The following is a 16048-nucleotide window of genomic DNA, read 5'->3' as shown; positions in this document are numbered from 1 at the left end:
CACTCGGTGATGCGCCCGTGCTGTGTGGCGCCACGACGACCGGGGCCGTCGCGGCGCTGGCGATCACGCGCGGGATGCAGTCCAAGCGCCTGTCGACGTACCGGCTTTGTTGCCCTTGATCGACTTGCCGTTGACGGTGCCGGTATAGCGCACGCCATTGACCGTAAACATGATCTCCGTGCCGTTGACGCGCGCATCGGAAATCGCCGTATCGCCCAACTTGCCGCTCAGCACTTGAAAGTTTTGCGTGAGCGTCAGCGGCTGGCCGGCGACTTGCCAAGTGCCGTCGACCTTGGCCGGCACGATCCACAGGAGCGCTGTGCAGTAGTTGGTGCAGCCGTCGGTGACGGTTTCGGATTGATCGGGCTGCCAGTCACCCATACGGAAAGAGTTCGAGACAATGCGCGTGCCCGGCTTGAGATCGAGGATCTTGGGACGCAGCTTTTCGTTGATCGACGGCAGCAGGAACATCGTAATCACGTCGGCCTTAGACAGATCCGTCTCAAACAGATCCGCCGTGCTGAAGGTGGCGCGATCCTTGACTTTTTCCTTGCTGGCGTTTGCGCGCGCGAGCTCAGCCATTTCAGGGTTGTACTCGATGCCTTGGGCCGTCAACCCGCGCTTCGCAGCGGTAATGACGGTGCGGCCATCGCCAGACCCCAGGTCGATCAGATAATCCTTGGGCGTGACCTTGGCGATATCGAGCATCTTCTCGACCAGCACCTGCGGGGTCGGCACCCACACCACATCCTTGCCGTTTTGCCCCACGGTGGGGTTGTAGCCGGCGGTAGACGCGGCGACCGGTGCCTGCGTCTTGGCCTGGGCCTGGGCCGCGAGCGGGACGGCGGCAAAAGCCAGCGCTGCAACCAGCGCCGAGGCATAACGCGTGGCGCGCCGGGCACCAACGGGACCGAGCTGATTGGACGCGCAATCGGCGTTCTCGGCCGACGGAGTGAGCGACAAGAGCATGATGACTTTCCTGTTCAAGATAGGCTGACGAAGGAGATGTGCATTAACGCTGAAACGAAATCTGTGTTGGCGGACACGGCAATCTAGTGACACGGACCGCCCGAAGCGCACGCAACCTGAAATGTGCCTGAATGCGCGCCGTATAGGATGACCTTATTCCGGCTGCGAAGTTCCGGCAAGCATGACGTACACGCGTGCTTTGCCTCATACCGACGACGCCAGCAATGTCGGCAGCACCCAGGCCCGCGACTTGCTAGGGGAGCGCCGACCCCACACTGAGCAGCACGAGTAAATGAATTCCGCCACTGCGCGTCCAGAAATCAGCGTTCTCGCCGTTGACGATGAGCCCCTTATCCTCGATCTACTGGTCGAATCGCTACGTGAACTCGGGTTTCAACCCGTGGCGGCCAGCGACGGCACCCGTGCCGTGCAAGTGCTTGCAGAGGGCAATGCCGTCGATCTGTTGATCACCGATTTGCAAATGCCTGGGATGGATGGCGTCGAATTGGCGCGCAAGGCGCGCGAACAACGCCCGAACATTCCCGTACTGTTCATCAGCGGCTATTCGCCGCAATTTCACGGATCGGAATTCAATCTCGGACGCGGCACGTCTCTGCTTACCAAGCCGTTTACGCACGAACGACTGGCGCGCGCAATCAAACGCGCGCTGGAGTAGCACGACGTCAAGGCGTTAAGCTGTCGTGAGGCTGGCGTACCGATCGTTTCGGCAAAACGCCCGCGTGCGCGTGGAGCGGCGTATCAGGCTATGCCGCCAGCTGCTTCAGAAAGGCTTCGTCAGCAGCAGTCAAACTACCCGCTTTGCGTGCGCGGCGGATCAGATCCGGGCGCAGCCGCGATGTAAGTTCAAGCGAGCGCTCACGACGCCAACGTGCAATTTGAGCGTGATGCCCAGACAGCAATGGGGCCGGCACGCTCATGCCGTCGAAGGATTCTGGGCGCGTGTAGTGCGGGCTATCGAGCAGCCCCGACAGATTTTCGTGAAACGAATCCTGGCGCGCCGATTCATCATCGTTGAGCACACCCGGAATCAGCCGGACCGCGGCGTCCATGACTGCCATCGCCGCGATTTCGCCGCCGGACAATACGAAATCGCCTAGCGAAATCTGCTCGGTTACCACCGATTCGACGAAGCGCTGATCCACCCCCTCGTAACGGCCGCAGATCAGCACCGCACCACCCTGCTCGACCAAGGCCTGCGCGCGCTGCTGATCGAATCGCGGTCCGGTAGGCGAGAGCAGAATCACCGGCGCCGCTGGACGCGATGGCGGTGAGGGGGAAGCCCCTTCGGCGGATTTATTGGACACCACCGCAGGCGAGCCGTCGGAAGCGTGCGCGCGACGCTCCGCCTGCGCTGCGGCGACCGCATCGCGCAGCGGTCCAGGCATCATGACCATGCCGGGACCACCGCCGTAAGGCCGATCATCGACGGTACGATGAACATCGTGCGTAAACGTGCGCGGATTCCAGGCGCGACAAAGCCAACGCCCTTGTGCGTGCGCGCGCCCCGTGACCCCGGCATCGGTGAGTACACCGAACATCTCCGGAAAAAGGGTAACGACGTCGAAACGCATTAGAAGTCGACCGGCCAATCGCTATCGATACGGCGCGCTTGGAGGTCGACCTTCTGGATGTGCGCACCTACGAAAGGTACTAACGTCTCGACGGCACGACCTTTAGGATCGAGGGTCGGTTCGAACGTGACGCCATCCAAGCCGAAGGTGCCGGTCACGACTTTGAGCACGCCATGCGCACCGTTGTCGACGACCTCGGCAACCTCGCCGATGAGTACGGATTGGCCATCACGATCGCCATAGAGCCGGCAACCGATCAAATCGATCCAGTAGTACTCATCGTCGTCAGCTTTGGGAAACGTACTGCGAGCTACGCAGATCGACATCCCGCGCATGCCTTCGGCAACATCGCGATCATCGATGGCAGCCAGCTGCGCAACCAGATTCGATCCCTGCGACCGCACCGTTACCACGCGATGGGCAACGGCGTTGGCCGCCAAAGCGAGACCTTCGCTTGCAGCAGATGTGACAACGCCCTGAGCCACGGGGGACGCAGGGCGTGCAAGCCACCACTGAGGTGCGGCCAGGAGTGCTTCGGCAGTTGCCGAGTGCGACTGAATTTTGATCCAGCCGCGCACACCATAGGCCGAGAGCACACGGCCTACTTCAACCAAGTCGGCAGGCGCTGCCTGCGAAGAGACAGCGTTTACCACACCAGACTCAGGCTGCAGCCGAAACTTTGGCGGCGTAGTCTTTGACCAGACGCTCGACTGCGGGCGACAGCTGGGCGCCGTTGCTCGTCCAGTGCTTGACGCGGTCCAGCGAAATACGCAGCTTTTCGTCGTTTTCACGGGCTACGGGGTTATAGAAACCCACGCGCTCGATGAAGCGACCATCACGGCGATTACGCGAATCGGTAGCGACGAGGTTGTAGAACGGACGTTTTTTTGACCCACCGCGGGCCATACGAATCACCACCATAGGTAATCCCTTGAATATGTTGTGACAAGCCGACTACTATAGCATCGCTAAGCCGTAGCTGGCAAATCCTATTGAAAAATAAACGCTTAGCGTCGTCGAAGAAAGTGCAGGCAGCCCCCTGCTTCGTCGGGCTGTTGCAACACCAGCTCGTTTTTGGTCTGACGGGCAAAGGCCTGAAAATCGCGCACCGCATTGCGATCGGTGGTGACGACTTTCAGGACTTGACCGCTTTCCAACTGAGCCAAGGCCTTCTTGGCCCGCAAGATGGGCAACGGGCACAGCAAGCCCGAAGCGTCCACCTCAAGATCGGCCGTGGGAAGCGGAGTCGTCATCAGAGCCGCTCATCCACCCACTGATGCACACTGGCGATCGCGGCGGGCAAAGCCGCCACATCGTTGCCACCGCCCATCGCCATATCAGGGCGGCCGCCACCCTTGCCGCCAACCTGACTCGCCACAAAACCGACCAGATCGCCGGCCTTGATGCGATCCACAAGATCGGGCGTCACGCCGCCGACCAGGCTGATCTTCCCGTCGGGCGAGCCCGCGGCAAGCAGCACAACCGACGACTTGAGTTTGTTCTTGATCTGATCGACCATGCCGCGCAGGGCCTTGGGATCGACATCGCCAATGCCTGCGGCCAGGAGCTTGATGCCTTTGATCTCGACCGCGTTTTGCGCGGCAAGATCGTTGCCGGCGCTCGAGGCCAACTTGGCGCGCGCCTGCTCGAGTTCACGCTCGAGGGCCTTAATTTGCTCCTGCACATGAGCAATGCGATCGGGCACCTCGGTCGCCGCACTGCGCAGCATGCCTGCTGCCCGATTGAGCACAGCGGCCTGATTTTGCACCCAGACCACCGCGTTATCGCCCGTGATCGCCTCGACGCGCCGCACACCCGCTGCCACGCCGCCCTCGCCCACGATCTTGAACAATCCGATGTCGCCCGTGCGCGCGACGTGCGTGCCGCCGCAGAGTTCTTGCGAAAAGCCGATATCCAGCACGCGTACGGTATCGCCGTATTTTTCGCCGAAAAGTGCCGTCGCACCGCCCTTGACGGCGTCGTCGAACGCCATCACACGCGATTGCGTGGCGTGATTGGCCAACACTTCCGCATTGACGATGACCTCGACTTCAGCGATCTGTGCCGGCGTCATGGGTGCATCTTGCGTGAAATCGAACCGGGTCTTATCCGGATCGACCAACGAACCACGCTGCTGCACATGACTGCCGAGCACCTGGCGCAATGCCTTGTGCATCAAATGGGTGGCCGAGTGGTTGCGCATGGTGCGCGCACGCCGCACACCATCGACCACAGCGCGCACGGTGTCGCCGACTTTCAGGCTGCCCGACTCGAGTTTGCCATGGTGACCGGATACGCCGACCTGCACCTTCAAGGTATCTGCGACGGCGAAGCGCACGCCGTCGGCTTCGAGCACGCCGGTATCGCCGACCTGGCCGCCGGATTCGGCGTAGAACGGCGTGGCATCCAACACCACGACGCCCTCCTGACCGGCCGCAATGCTGTCGACCTTCGTGCCACCCACATACAGCGCCGTCACGGCGACGTCATCGAGGCTCAATTGCTCGTAGCCTTCGAAACGGGTCGATGCGCCCTCATAGCTCAGGCCTTCAGCCATCTTGAACTTGCCTGCGGCACGCGCCTGTTCGCGCTGACGCGTCATCGCGACCTCGAAACCTTCGAGATCGACCTCGACGCCACGCTCGCGGCAGATATCCGCGGTCAGGTCGACCGGGAAGCCGTACGTGTCGTACAAGGTGAACAAGGTGGTGCCGTCCAGGGCACTGCCTTCGGCAACGCCGGCAAGCGCGCCGTCGAGAATGCGCATGCCGTTTTCAAGGGTTTCGCCGAAGCGCTCTTCTTCCTGCTTGAGCACCTGCGCCACGCGGTCGGCGTTATTGGCCAACTCGGGATAGGCCTCGCCCATTTCCTTGACGAGATCGGGAACAAGCCGATAGAAAAACGGCTTGGTCTGGCCCAGCTTGTAGCCGTGGCGCAGCGCCCGGCGAACGATGCGGCGCAGCACGTAGCCGCGGCCTTCGTTGCTGGGAATGATGCCGTCGACCACCAGGAACGAGCAGGCCCGGATATGGTCGGCGATGACCTTGAGCGAATTTTCGGCCAGATCCGTCACGTGCGTTTCGCGCGCGGCGGCGGCGATCAATGCCTGGAAGAGATCGATCTCGTAGTTGGAGTGCACGTGCTGCAGCACTGCCGATACGCGCTCAAGGCCCATCCCGGTATCGACACACGGTTTGGGCAAGCGCGGCATATTGCCGGCGGCGTCGCGTTCGAACTGCATGAACACGAGGTTCCAGATCTCGATATACCGGTCGCCGTCTTCTTCAGGCGAGCCCGGAGGGCCGCCCCACACATCAGGGCCGTGATCGTAGAAAATTTCCGAACATGGTCCGCAAGGACCCGTATCCGCCATCTGCCAGAAGTTGTCCGATGCGTAACGCGCACCTTTGTTGTCGCCGATGCGGATGATGCGCTCGGGCGGCACACCCACTTCCTTGGCCCAGATATCGTAGGCTTCGTCATCCTCGTGATAGACGGTGACCCACAATTTCTCGGCCGGCAGGCCGTAAACCTTGGTCAGCAGTTCCCACGCGTACTGGATCGCGTCGCGCTTGAAGTAATCGCCGAAGCTGAAGTTACCCAGCATCTCGAAAAACGTGTGATGGCGTGCGGTGTAGCCGACGTTTTCCAGGTCGTTGTGCTTGCCGCCCGCGCGCACACTGCGCTGCGAGGAGGTGGCACGCGTGTAGCTGCGCGCTTCCTTGCCGGTGAATACGTCCTTGAACTGGACCATACCGGAGTTGGTGAACAGCAGCGTGGGGTCGTTGGACGGAACCAACGACGACGACGGCACGATCTGGTGCCCTTTCGATTGAAAGAACTGCAGAAACTTCTGGCGAATCTCGGAGGATTTCATCTTGCGTAAATCGGCGTTAGGCGAATCGACCATTATAGAGGGATGCCGGGGGGGCCGTGCCAGCACCCCCAGGCTGCTGTTGCAACTTGGTCACGGCGGCGCGATGCAGACGAAGCCTCGCGTCAAACCGCTCGTGTCATCCAGCGAATTGCCCCAGGAGGTCGGCACGGCGGAAAAGCCAGCCGGGCAGGAACATGCTCCCGTAAACGGATTGGCCGTGGACTCGTAGAACGGCGACCGGCAGCCGAAAATGGAGTTGACGGAATAGGCGCCGCCAAACCCGCCCTCGGCGCCGCGCCAACTGCCATTGCGGCACACGAGCAATCCGGATCCGGTGCCTCGGGCGATCAACCCTTCGTCGGGGCATGCCGCGCCATAGCTCGCCCCGCCGCCCAGCAGCAAATACCTCCCGTGAATGCGGTCGTTCACATGAAGTTGCCCCCCGACGGCGGCATTGCGGGCCATATGCGCATCGCCGTAAACCGTCGCGTTGCCGCCGATGTGCGCCTGGGCAGCCACATGCATGTCGCCGCCGGCATCGAATCTGCCGTTGACTCGGGCATCGCCATCGAATTGCGCGTCACCTCCGAAGTGGGCGCTGCCGTCGATTTGCGCACCGCCAGCCAGATGCGCGTTACCGCCCACGCGCACGCCGCCTGCAACCGAGAGTGGCCCCTGGAAGTCCGGATCACGAGCGTCGCGAACGCGCAGGTACCTGTCGTAACCGGCGCGATCGAGTCCCGCCCAGATCGCGACGGTACCGGGCGCGAGGGTCGTCATGTCGCTCGCCGGGGGATTGGGCAGGGAGAACGCCGTGCCCTGCAACCGGGCCGGCGCGAGCCGCTGCACCGCGCCACCATAACCTTGCGTGGCAGCCAACACCTGGGCAATGGCCATGTCGTTGGGTTCAGCCAGGGAACCCGACGTGAGCGGTGATCGGCTATACGCCACCGCATCGATGCGACACCCCTCGCCCGGGCAGCCCGCGCCGGCCAGGAAACGCAACGCCGCTTCGCCACCCAAAGGCGGCTGGGCCGGAAAATCGACCGAGAGAAACCCTGCGCGCTGCAACTCTGCCAACGTGGGCGCGAGCGGCGCGGCAAACGGCGGAGGTGGCGCACCGCCGGGATCCGGTGCAGGAAACGCGGCCAAGGCATCGAAGTGCTTGAGCAAAGCGCCATCGAGCGCCCGCTTGATCTCGAGATACCAGACGCCGGTGGCGGTCGCAGCGGCGTCCTCCACCTGCTGCATCCACTTCGACGCGCCCCAGATGGCGACCATGACCGCCAGCGCCGTCGCCAGCGCAAGCTCGGCCAACGCAAAACCGCGCTGCGCGTGCCGCCGCGCGCCCAAGGCATGCGCCAGCTTCCCGGATGCGCCGAACCCATCGGCCTGCACCTCGTGCGTGGCCGAGTCGCGCGCGCCCATCGCGTTCGCACCCATCTCAGCGCACGACAAAGGAAAAGGTATTCACGTCGCCACGTGCACAACGGGCGTCCGCCAACGCCGCGTTGTAGACCATGGGCGGTTGCTGGGTGGCGTCCTTGACGACCGTGTCTGCGCCCGATCCGCCAACGCGGATGATCTCCGCCATGCGCTGCATGACCGAGGCGATGCCGGGACATGCTGCGTGACTCACATGATCCAGCGTCAGGGTGAAACCCGACCCCAGCGCACCGCCCGCCACGGCGCTCGGCGCCAGTGTGACCGTCCCGTTGCCCGAAGTGCCGTTGCCGCCCAGATTGTGCGCCACGATGGCCGAATCGCCGTCGCCCGATACCGACACCACACTCGAGTCGCGCAGGGCATTGGCCAGAACGCCCGTTCCCATGCCCGCATAGGGCGCCGTGCCGATACCCTGTGCGTTGGCCTTGGTGCGGGCGACGAAGCGCTGCAACGCTTCCCCGACCTTGGGCACTTTGTTTTCGATGACGTAGTTGCCGATCGCGGGAATCCCCACGATCGCGATGAGCAGCACGATGGCCGTGACGATCGACACCTCGATCAACGAAAAGCCGGACTGTCCGATCGACTGCGGCGGATAGGGCTTGGTAAAGGCATGGCGTGCGAACATAAACTTCCTTTTCAGTTAAGACGCTGCATCTTCAGGCAGCGCATATCACAGCGGTAATCGGCGTCTTGCACCCCTTGATCGACTTCTTCAAGCCTTCAACGGGTCTTCCTAAACCGATGCATGAAACTGCGTCATCGAACGTCTCAGTTCGTCGATGACCGCGTAATGCCAGAACGCCACGCCAAGAATGAGCGCCAGCGACCCGAGCAACAGCGACCAGCGCAGGACCGAGGCGTGCAGCACGACACGGTGCATCACGTGGTTTTCGACGCGATCGCGCGCAAGCGACAAGGCCATTCCAAAGCCGCGCGCGAGGATCAAATCGGACAGATACCACCAGGTCTCACGATCGATGAGGCCGGTGTCGAACACTTCGGCCCCCGACGTGCCGGCGTCCAATCGCGCCAGCATGAGATCGACGTGCCACGCCAACCACGGCCGCGCGCCATGGCGGTAGGCCATCAAGGCATCGCGCAACCGTGCATCGGCACTGACATGCTGCCGCAAGAGAATCGCGAGCATGGCGAGAAAGCGGATGCACTGCACATCGCGATACAGCCGCCCGATGGCCATGCGATCGAACACGGCCCGCCGTGGGCCCACTGCCCGCGGCAACGACAACGTGATGGCCACCAGCCCGACTGCCACCAGCACGGCCAACGGCAATCCAAGCACGCGCAACAGTGCCGATGTGTGCCACAAGGCGCGCGTGAGCCCGCCGTAATACTCAAGCGGCACGGACTGAAAAACCTGCTGCAGCTTTGGCACCGTCAGCCATGGGATGGCGCCGAGCAACGCGATCGCGACCCCGCACGCGGCGAGTCCTGCGGCAGTCGTTCCAAGCAGCACCGCACGGGTCTTCTCGATCAATTGCGCAGCCCGCGCCAGATCGCGCAAGGTCGCCGGCAATGCACCGGCACCGGCGTCCTGGGCTGCTCGCAGCAAGGCAACCTCGCTCTCGGGCAATGTGTCTTCCCACGTGCCGTGCAGATCGCCGCCGGTCTGACGATAGCGTTCGAGCCAATAGGCGGCCAGGCGTCCGCGCACCGTGCTGCGGCCATACCGATAGACATCGTCCTCGAACACGTCATGTAGCGTCTTGCGGCCATCGACATCGGCGAGCAAGTGAGCGAGATAGCTGTAGTAATCCGCGCGCTGCGTCCGAAAGCGCCAGGCGTCGAGCCGCAATCCCAGGGCATGGGCACGATCGGCCACGTGCTCGATCAACAGGCGCACTGTGAACCCTGCTGCATCAAACATCACGCTTGCTCCCGATCGACCGTTGCCGCGCCTGCGCAATCGACTCGAATGCGCGAAACCGCATTTCGATCGCCCGCGGATCGACCCAGCCTTGCGAGGCCTTGTATACGGCGCATGCCATCGCCGATTTTCCCGACATGTCCTCGTGATCGAACGGGGCGTGCGGGTTTCCGTATACATGGTCCTGCAGGCGGGCGTTATCGCGCTGCCGCACACACGTCAGAAAGAACGGATCGTCGCCGGGCTCGACCACTTCAGCCGCCACGGTTCGGCCGCGAATGCCGCGCAGATCGTCCGGCCGCGCACCGCCGCATTGCGCGCATCCGTCGGGATTGCGAACGCGGATGAGACTGGCGTCCAGCGCATAGAGCGTCAGGAAACGCTCGCTCCAACGTTGCCACCACGCGCCATCGCGCCACATGCCATCGACACCCCTGGCGCCCTGCCACAGCGCGGTCAAAGGTAATGCGCAGTGATCGCACAAGCGTGGCAGCAACGCTTGGTAGACCAGCAACTTGAGCACACCCGGCGTGGCCAGAAAATCTCGCGACACACCAATGAAATCGGACGCCAGGCGCTCGGGAATCATCGCGGCCGAGCCGGTATGCGTGGTGGTGTAGACACTGACGCCCGAGCCCGCCACATCCATGAACGCACGGCCGGTTTCGCGATCGCGGACCTCGCCGATCAACAGATCGTTCATGGCGGAGCGTTTTAGCGTTTTCAACTTTGCATCGAACGCGTGGGTATCGTCATCGTCGAGGGCGCGCCCCACCGTATTCTGCAAGGCATTGGGAATCAGATACTCGACCGGGTCTTCCATGGTGATGACCTTGCGTGTGGGCGCAATGTCGCGCATGAGCGTGGCGAGCGTCGTCGATTTGCCGGAACCCACGACGCCGGCCAGCACGACTGCGCCCCCTTCGGTCAACCGCGCACGCTCCAGGGCGTCGATCTGCGTAGGCAGGTAGCCCAGGCTGAGCAGCGAACGCGCGGCGGGATCGGCATCGAGATGCAGCATCCGCAGGCACACGGAAGGACCGCCATCGGTGGCCAGAGATGCCCAGCGCAACATGATGGCGTGATCTTCGACGTCCAACCTTATTCGTCCCTGCTGTTCGACCGTGGGATCGAAGATCGCCCCATTGCCCCCGCGCACGCTCATCCACGCTACCCCCAGCACATCCATCAGGGTCGACGTGGGGATGCGGCGAAAGCGCTCCGGCACGACGTACTGTCCGTTGATGGTGTAGCGAATCTCGGATTCAGGCAGACGCGATGCCACATTGAGATGCATATCGCTTGCGCCTTCGCGCACGCCCCAGGCGACCCATTCGTGGAAGATGGTGGCCAATGCCGAGCGTCGGTGCCCTGCCCGATCGGCCAACCGCAGGCCAAGCGTTGCCACCGTCATCTGACCGCGCGACACCGCCATCAGCAGGGGCGCGGGCAAACGGAAGCGCGCGGGGGCATGCAAGCGGAATCCTTGATGCACAAGCACGCGCTCCAGCTCATCCAGCGAATCGGAGACGACGTAATCGGCCAGGCAGAAGATCGCCACGCGATCGCCCTCGAGCATCACGGGGCACACCCGTCCGGCAAGCGCGCCCAGATCGACCGCCTGCGCCAGCGCGCGCACGAACGCCGGCTGCAAACGCGCCAGCGCCTGGCGATCGTCGATCCTGGGAGCCGCGTGATCCATCGGCATCGGCGTCTTCATCGGCGGCTCCCCGCTGAGAGCATCACAGGCGTGGCGCGCGCCATGTCGGAGGCCAGGTCGGCATGCTCAGGCACCGCCTGCGCATCGCCGCCGGCAAACGATGAGCCAGCCGGCGTCAGACATGCCGAACGCTCGACCCCTGCCCGCCGCAGGACGACACATTGCCGCGCATGATCGATGCGGACGATGCCGTCACCATCGTTGTGACCGGCGTCTTTGCCGCGCGGTAGCGTGCGCAAACGTTGCCGCTCGCCGTCGATCGTGATCTCAGCCGTCAACGCTCCCCCTACGCCATAGATCGCGTTCAACACGACCGGCTCCTGCTCGGTCTCGCGTGTCAGCGATGGCATCCCGCCGGCGATCGCGCTGGATACCCCACGCGGCGGTGTCGAAGGCCGAACGATGGCCAGCAAACGATCGATCCGTTTTCTTTCGGCAACGAGCGCGGCCTGCGCATCCAACTGCAAGAGCGTTTCGACGGTCGGCGCAGCCGACCAGCCAGTTGCCCCTTCGGTCGTCGGCGCTATCTCGATCTTTTGCGACGCCGGATCGGAACTCAAGCTGCGATCGGATTCGGCGTTGGCTTCGGCCGGCACCGCCATCGGGCCTAAACAGACCGTGGCGGCAAAGACCGCGCAGCGGCGCGTATAACGACAAACGTCAAAGAGGGTCATAGACAAGTCCGGTAAGTCGTGCGGTGAGGGGGCTGAGCTTGATCGAGACATCCGGCGGCGTGTCGACACCGACCGTGATTTCGTGCCAGGCAATCGTGGCCGGCGGATGCGCGAGCAATGCGAACGATCGCAATGGGCCCTCCAGACGAAGCGCGCGTTGCCACAATTCAGGCATCGCGGCTGTGCGGGCGATCGGCAACCCCGTGGCGTCTACGGGAGGAATCAACGGCACCGCCTGGCGCGCCGATAACGACACGTGCGTGAACGCGGCGCCAATGCGCTGCATGTGGCTGGCAAACTGCACATCGACCGCCTGCTCGTGCCGTTGAGTCTCCCGCTGCGGCCACGTCACCACCGCGCGAAGCGGGGTTACGGCAGAGGGCACCGTCCACGTCAATGCGGCACCTTGCAAGAGATCGAACCGCACGCCCCAGCCCGGGGGCACCCGAGTATTGAAGAGGGCATTGGTGGCGGTGGACACATCGCGCACGAATTGCGCTTCGCATCGCCAGACGGTAGTCGCCGCGCGGCAGGTGGCCTGACGCAAGCCCCACCCCGCTACATCGATCGGCAAGCGCTCGAGACTGCCCATCACGCGCCGCAACTCGTCAGGCAAATGCACTTGTGTTGCGCCCCACTGCTGCTGCACCGCCGAGTGCCACAGCAGCGCGCGTTGCGCGGCCGACAATGTTTTAGAGCGCGGCGGCTCGATCGGATGCGCAGGCTGAAGCGCGCGCCACACCAGTGCAACGACGACGACCGCCGTCGCGCCCAGCCCCAACCCCACCTTGAAGCGGCGCACCATCCGCAGCCACGCAGGCTGGACGGCGCGCAACGCCCACTGCGTCGCGGGTTTGCCGCACAGCGCATGCAAAAACGCGTCAGCATCCGGCACATCGACCGTGCGGCAACCGGGCAAGACCCGCACTAGAGCCTCGAGCGCGGCATGGGCCTCGGCCGGATCCTCGAAAAGCGTGTCGGTGCGAGCGATGACCGTGCCCTCTTGCGCGGCAATGAACCACATCCGGCCATCGGGTAACGGCACCAACGCCGCCGCGATTCCTTCCGGGCACGTTCGCGCGAACGCAAGCGCCGCAGCACACCACTGTCGTGCGTGCAGGGTGGGCAGTTGCCCGTAGCCGGCAACAATGCCGCGTTCGCCGCCCCACACGTAATGCGTGGCCTGCGCGCGGCGAGCCCGCGCGCGAGCCTGGCGATCGGCATGTCCGCCGATGAGTGGCGTCCAATGCAATCCAAACAGCCAGACCGCCTCGCCATCCATCGATAAGTGTGCGTAACGCGTCGGCACCGGCGGCACCGTCATGGCAGAGGACGTGTGCTTGCTCATCGTTCAGTCCTCCTCGACCTGAGCCGTGACGATGACCACGGTGGTGTGCCGAGCCTGTCCCAGTTTGTCCTGCCCGCCGGCGATGAGCGGCAGGCCATCGCCCAGGCGACTGCGCGATGCATCCGCCTCGTCACGCTCGAATCCGGAGATCACCATCGGTTGGCCCGGGCGCAGTGCCACCTGCTGGACGGTGCCGTTGCCATCCACACTGATCTGCTGCAGTTGCATCGGCGTATCGCGATGGCCGAACGTGACGGTCTTGAGCGGTTGCGCAACGGTGTTGTCGTAGGCGACCGACAACAGGATCTGGCCGTCGTCCTGCACATCGGGCACGAGGGTCAACAGCGAACCCACGGTTTCTTCCTTCTGACTCACCGATGTCTGCGGCGCAGCGTTCAAGGTATTGGCCGCCCCGCCGACCGCACTTACCGTTTGCACCTGATCGATATACGTGAAGGTGTTGCGCACGGCATGCGTGACCGGCCGACGATTGAGCGTCATGACGGGAATGCTGCTGTGACGCCGTACGCTGCCCATCTCACTCAACGCGGACACGATGGCTTCGGACCCGCGAAACAATCCGGCACCCAGCGACGCGCCGAGCGTGCCCGCCTGCTGCACGGCGCTACCCGGCATGAGCGCCGTTGCGCCTGCGCGGCCGGCGGCATACACCAGGCTCCAATCGATCGACTGATGCGCATCCCGCTTGAGCGTGATCGTGAGCTCTTCGAACAGCAGACGCACACGACGTGTGAGCACGCGATTCTCGCGTTCCAGGAAAGCGGCGACACGGTTCAGGGCGGGCGGGGTATCGGTCACGACGATGGCGCCTCCGGCACCCGCCTGGGCCGCCACCGTACCGGCGCGCGTGAGAAAGGGCTCGATCCGTGCGCGCACGGCATCCAGCGTGTCGTGCGCGGCCAGCGTCAGTGCCGTGTTCGAGGTGTTGTCGAAGCCGCCCGTGCCCTGCCTTGCGGACCGTCCCAATCGCGCATCCGCACTGGCGCCCAATGTGAGCGCGCGCACGGTGAATACGCGCGTCTCGGTGCGATAGAACACGATGTGGTCGTCTGCGTAGCGCCAGTGCACGTCGAGCTGCGCGGCAATACGGTCAAGCACCCGCGGCAACGGCTGCGGCCCGTGATCCAACGCGGCCGTCATGGCGGCGTTCAGTGGGGCACTTTGGTTACCCTGAAGACGCGGCAGGAAGGCCTCCGGCGGCAGCAACGCTTCCGGGGCAATACGCACCGGAATACCGGTGGCGCGCATGATGCGTTCGGCCAGTTGCGGCAAACGGACTTGGCCGCCGGAGAACATCAGTGTGGTGTCGACCCGCGCACGCAAGGCGGGCGGCAACGTCACCTCGCGCGCCAACGGTTGCGGCCGGCCGGCGAGCCAGGGCTGCGCCACGTCCTGACTGGCCCGCCGCACCGCAGGATCGGTCAACTCGTCACGGAATCTCGCATGTGCCGACTGTACCGTGCGCTCGTCGCGCGCCACGTCTGCCCGCCGCTGCAGGAACTCCGCTGCGCTGATGCAGCCGTTCAATGTGAACGCCGAGAAGATCACCGCGATCTGCAGCCTGCGGCTTGATGCTGCGATGACGGCGCTCATACCGACGCCCCCGTCTCGCTGCGGGGCTGGCAGGTACGCGCATAGGGCACCACACGCAGCACCTTGTTGCTGTAGAAACAAGGTTGAATCGGCCGTTCGGCAAGCTCGGTGGCCGCGAGCAATGCTCGTACGGCATCCTTGAAATCACCGTCGAACGACGCCGTGCCAGCGACGGGGATGTCGACATCGACAGCCCAGTGCTGGGGATCGAACGTCCATCCGGCAAGGCCCGCCCACCGCGCCAGACCCCCGCGAAGCGTGACGTCCTCAGGACCGATCCGGAAGCGCGCGCGGGCGGCCACCGACGCGTCTGGCGAGCCCACGCTCGCGGCCGGGCCAGGTGACGGTACCGGCCGCCCGGCAACGCGAGGATCCTGCTCTATCAATGGGCGATGGGCAATCGCGGCATGATCCGGCACGCCTGGCGCCGGCCGCGTCAACGCGATCGACGCGGCGGCCGCAGCCTCTGCGGCCCCAGTATCCGTGGCGATGCGGTCGGCATACGCCTTGAGCGCGCCGCCCTGAAAGACCAGCCCTGCCCGATGACCCGCCACCACGACATAGGGCGGATGACGCCGGTACGCGACGGCACGCGCGCCCGCCCCACGACCCGAGAAAATGGCCGGTACCGCTTGATCGGGTGCGAACTGAAGCCAGACATCGCGGCCATCGTCGAATACCTGCAGCGGTGCCACGCGCCGGTCGCCGGACAGGCGCCAGTCGAAGTTGGGCGTACCAGCCAACTGCGGTGCGGATTCGGACGCCGCCCTGCCCATATCCCAAGGCGACGACGCGCACCCAGAGATCGACATCATCCCGATCGCAAGCAAAAAAAACCTCACGCCACTTCTCCGGCAACGCATTCCGAAAATGGAATGCAGAAACCGAATGGTGGCGTGAGGCGGTCGGCCTAACTAGAC

15 protein-coding genes are annotated in these 16048 nt (G+C 64.0%); 1 reads left to right on the top strand and 14 read right to left on the bottom strand.

Features of this window, described 5'->3' with window-relative positions:
• Positions 1-63 precede the first annotated feature (63 nt).
• Positions 64-969, bottom strand: coding sequence for an SAM-dependent methyltransferase (locus EYW45_RS23690; protein ID WP_161137883.1), 906 nt, complete (start codon positions 967-969; stop codon positions 64-66).
• 292 nt (positions 970-1261) lie between these two features.
• On the opposite strand from EYW45_RS23690, the gene EYW45_RS23685 reads away from it, so the two are divergent.
• Positions 1262-1645, top strand: coding sequence for a response regulator (locus tag EYW45_RS23685; protein ID WP_161137882.1), 384 nt, complete (start codon positions 1262-1264; stop codon positions 1643-1645).
• A gap of 88 nt (positions 1646-1733) precedes the next feature.
• On the opposite strand, the gene trmD is transcribed toward EYW45_RS23685, so the two are convergent.
• The 13 genes from trmD to EYW45_RS23620 form a co-directional block, all read right to left on the bottom strand.
• Positions 1734-2561 (bottom strand): tRNA (guanosine(37)-N1)-methyltransferase TrmD, encoded by an 828-nt coding sequence (gene trmD / locus EYW45_RS23680; RefSeq protein WP_161137881.1) that lies wholly within the window; start codon positions 2559-2561, stop codon positions 1734-1736.
• Positions 2561-3214 (bottom strand): ribosome maturation factor RimM, encoded by a 654-nt coding sequence (rimM, locus tag EYW45_RS23675; protein ID WP_161137880.1) that lies wholly within the window; start codon positions 3212-3214, stop codon positions 2561-2563. The genes trmD and rimM overlap by 1 nt, the downstream gene beginning before the upstream one ends.
• A gap of 7 nt (positions 3215-3221) precedes the next feature.
• Complete coding sequence (gene rpsP / locus EYW45_RS23670; protein WP_161137879.1) at positions 3222-3482, bottom strand: 30S ribosomal protein S16; 261 nt, start codon at positions 3480-3482, stop codon at positions 3222-3224.
• Between the two features lie 86 nt (positions 3483-3568).
• The gene (locus EYW45_RS23665; RefSeq protein WP_161137878.1) at positions 3569-3814 is read right to left on the bottom strand and encodes a sulfurtransferase TusA family protein; all 246 of its coding nucleotides are present in this window, start codon (positions 3812-3814) and stop codon (positions 3569-3571) included.
• A complete protein-coding gene (alaS, locus tag EYW45_RS23660; RefSeq protein ID WP_161137877.1) occupies positions 3814-6438 on the bottom strand; it encodes an alanine--tRNA ligase in 2625 nt (874 codons plus the stop codon). The genes EYW45_RS23665 and alaS overlap by 1 nt, the downstream gene beginning before the upstream one ends.
• A 90-nt stretch (positions 6439-6528) precedes the next feature.
• Positions 6529-7881 carry a bactofilin family protein gene (locus EYW45_RS23655; protein WP_161137876.1) on the bottom strand — a complete coding sequence of 451 codons (1353 nt, stop codon included), beginning with the start codon at positions 7879-7881 and terminating at the stop codon, positions 6529-6531.
• Between the two features lies 1 nt (position 7882).
• Complete coding sequence (locus tag EYW45_RS23650) at positions 7883-8512, bottom strand: type 4 pilus major pilin (RefSeq protein ID WP_161137875.1); 630 nt, start codon at positions 8510-8512, stop codon at positions 7883-7885.
• 108 nt (positions 8513-8620) lie between these two features.
• Entirely contained in the window at positions 8621-9772 is a 1152-nt protein-coding gene (locus EYW45_RS23645; protein ID WP_235939250.1) for a general secretion pathway protein, read from the bottom strand.
• The gene (locus tag EYW45_RS23640) at positions 9765-11492 is read right to left on the bottom strand and encodes an ATPase, T2SS/T4P/T4SS family (protein WP_161137874.1); all 1728 of its coding nucleotides are present in this window, start codon (positions 11490-11492) and stop codon (positions 9765-9767) included. The genes EYW45_RS23645 and EYW45_RS23640 overlap by 8 nt, the downstream gene beginning before the upstream one ends.
• On the bottom strand, positions 11489-12166 hold the full coding sequence (locus tag EYW45_RS23635) for a hypothetical protein (protein WP_161137873.1): 678 nt from the start codon (positions 12164-12166) through the stop codon (positions 11489-11491). Before EYW45_RS23635 ends, EYW45_RS23640 begins: the two co-directional genes overlap by 4 nt.
• Positions 12153-13514, bottom strand: coding sequence for a type 4b pilus protein PilO2 (locus EYW45_RS23630; protein WP_161137872.1), 1362 nt, complete (start codon positions 13512-13514; stop codon positions 12153-12155). The genes EYW45_RS23635 and EYW45_RS23630 overlap by 14 nt, the downstream gene beginning before the upstream one ends.
• A gap of 3 nt (positions 13515-13517) precedes the next feature.
• Positions 13518-15128 (bottom strand): type II secretion system protein GspD, encoded by a 1611-nt coding sequence (locus EYW45_RS23625; RefSeq protein WP_161137871.1) that lies wholly within the window; start codon positions 15126-15128, stop codon positions 13518-13520.
• On the bottom strand, positions 15125-15943 hold the full coding sequence (locus tag EYW45_RS23620) for a TcpQ domain-containing protein (RefSeq protein WP_161137870.1): 819 nt from the start codon (positions 15941-15943) through the stop codon (positions 15125-15127). Before EYW45_RS23620 ends, EYW45_RS23625 begins: the two co-directional genes overlap by 4 nt.
• Positions 15944-16048 lie beyond the last annotated feature (105 nt).

Source organism: Schauerella aestuarii (assembly GCF_009866805.1).
In the GTDB taxonomy this organism is placed as follows: domain Bacteria; phylum Pseudomonadota; class Gammaproteobacteria; order Burkholderiales; family Burkholderiaceae_B; genus Schauerella; species Schauerella aestuarii.
Note: the sequence above shows the minus strand (reverse complement) of the source record. Positions and strands in the feature narration are given on the sequence as shown.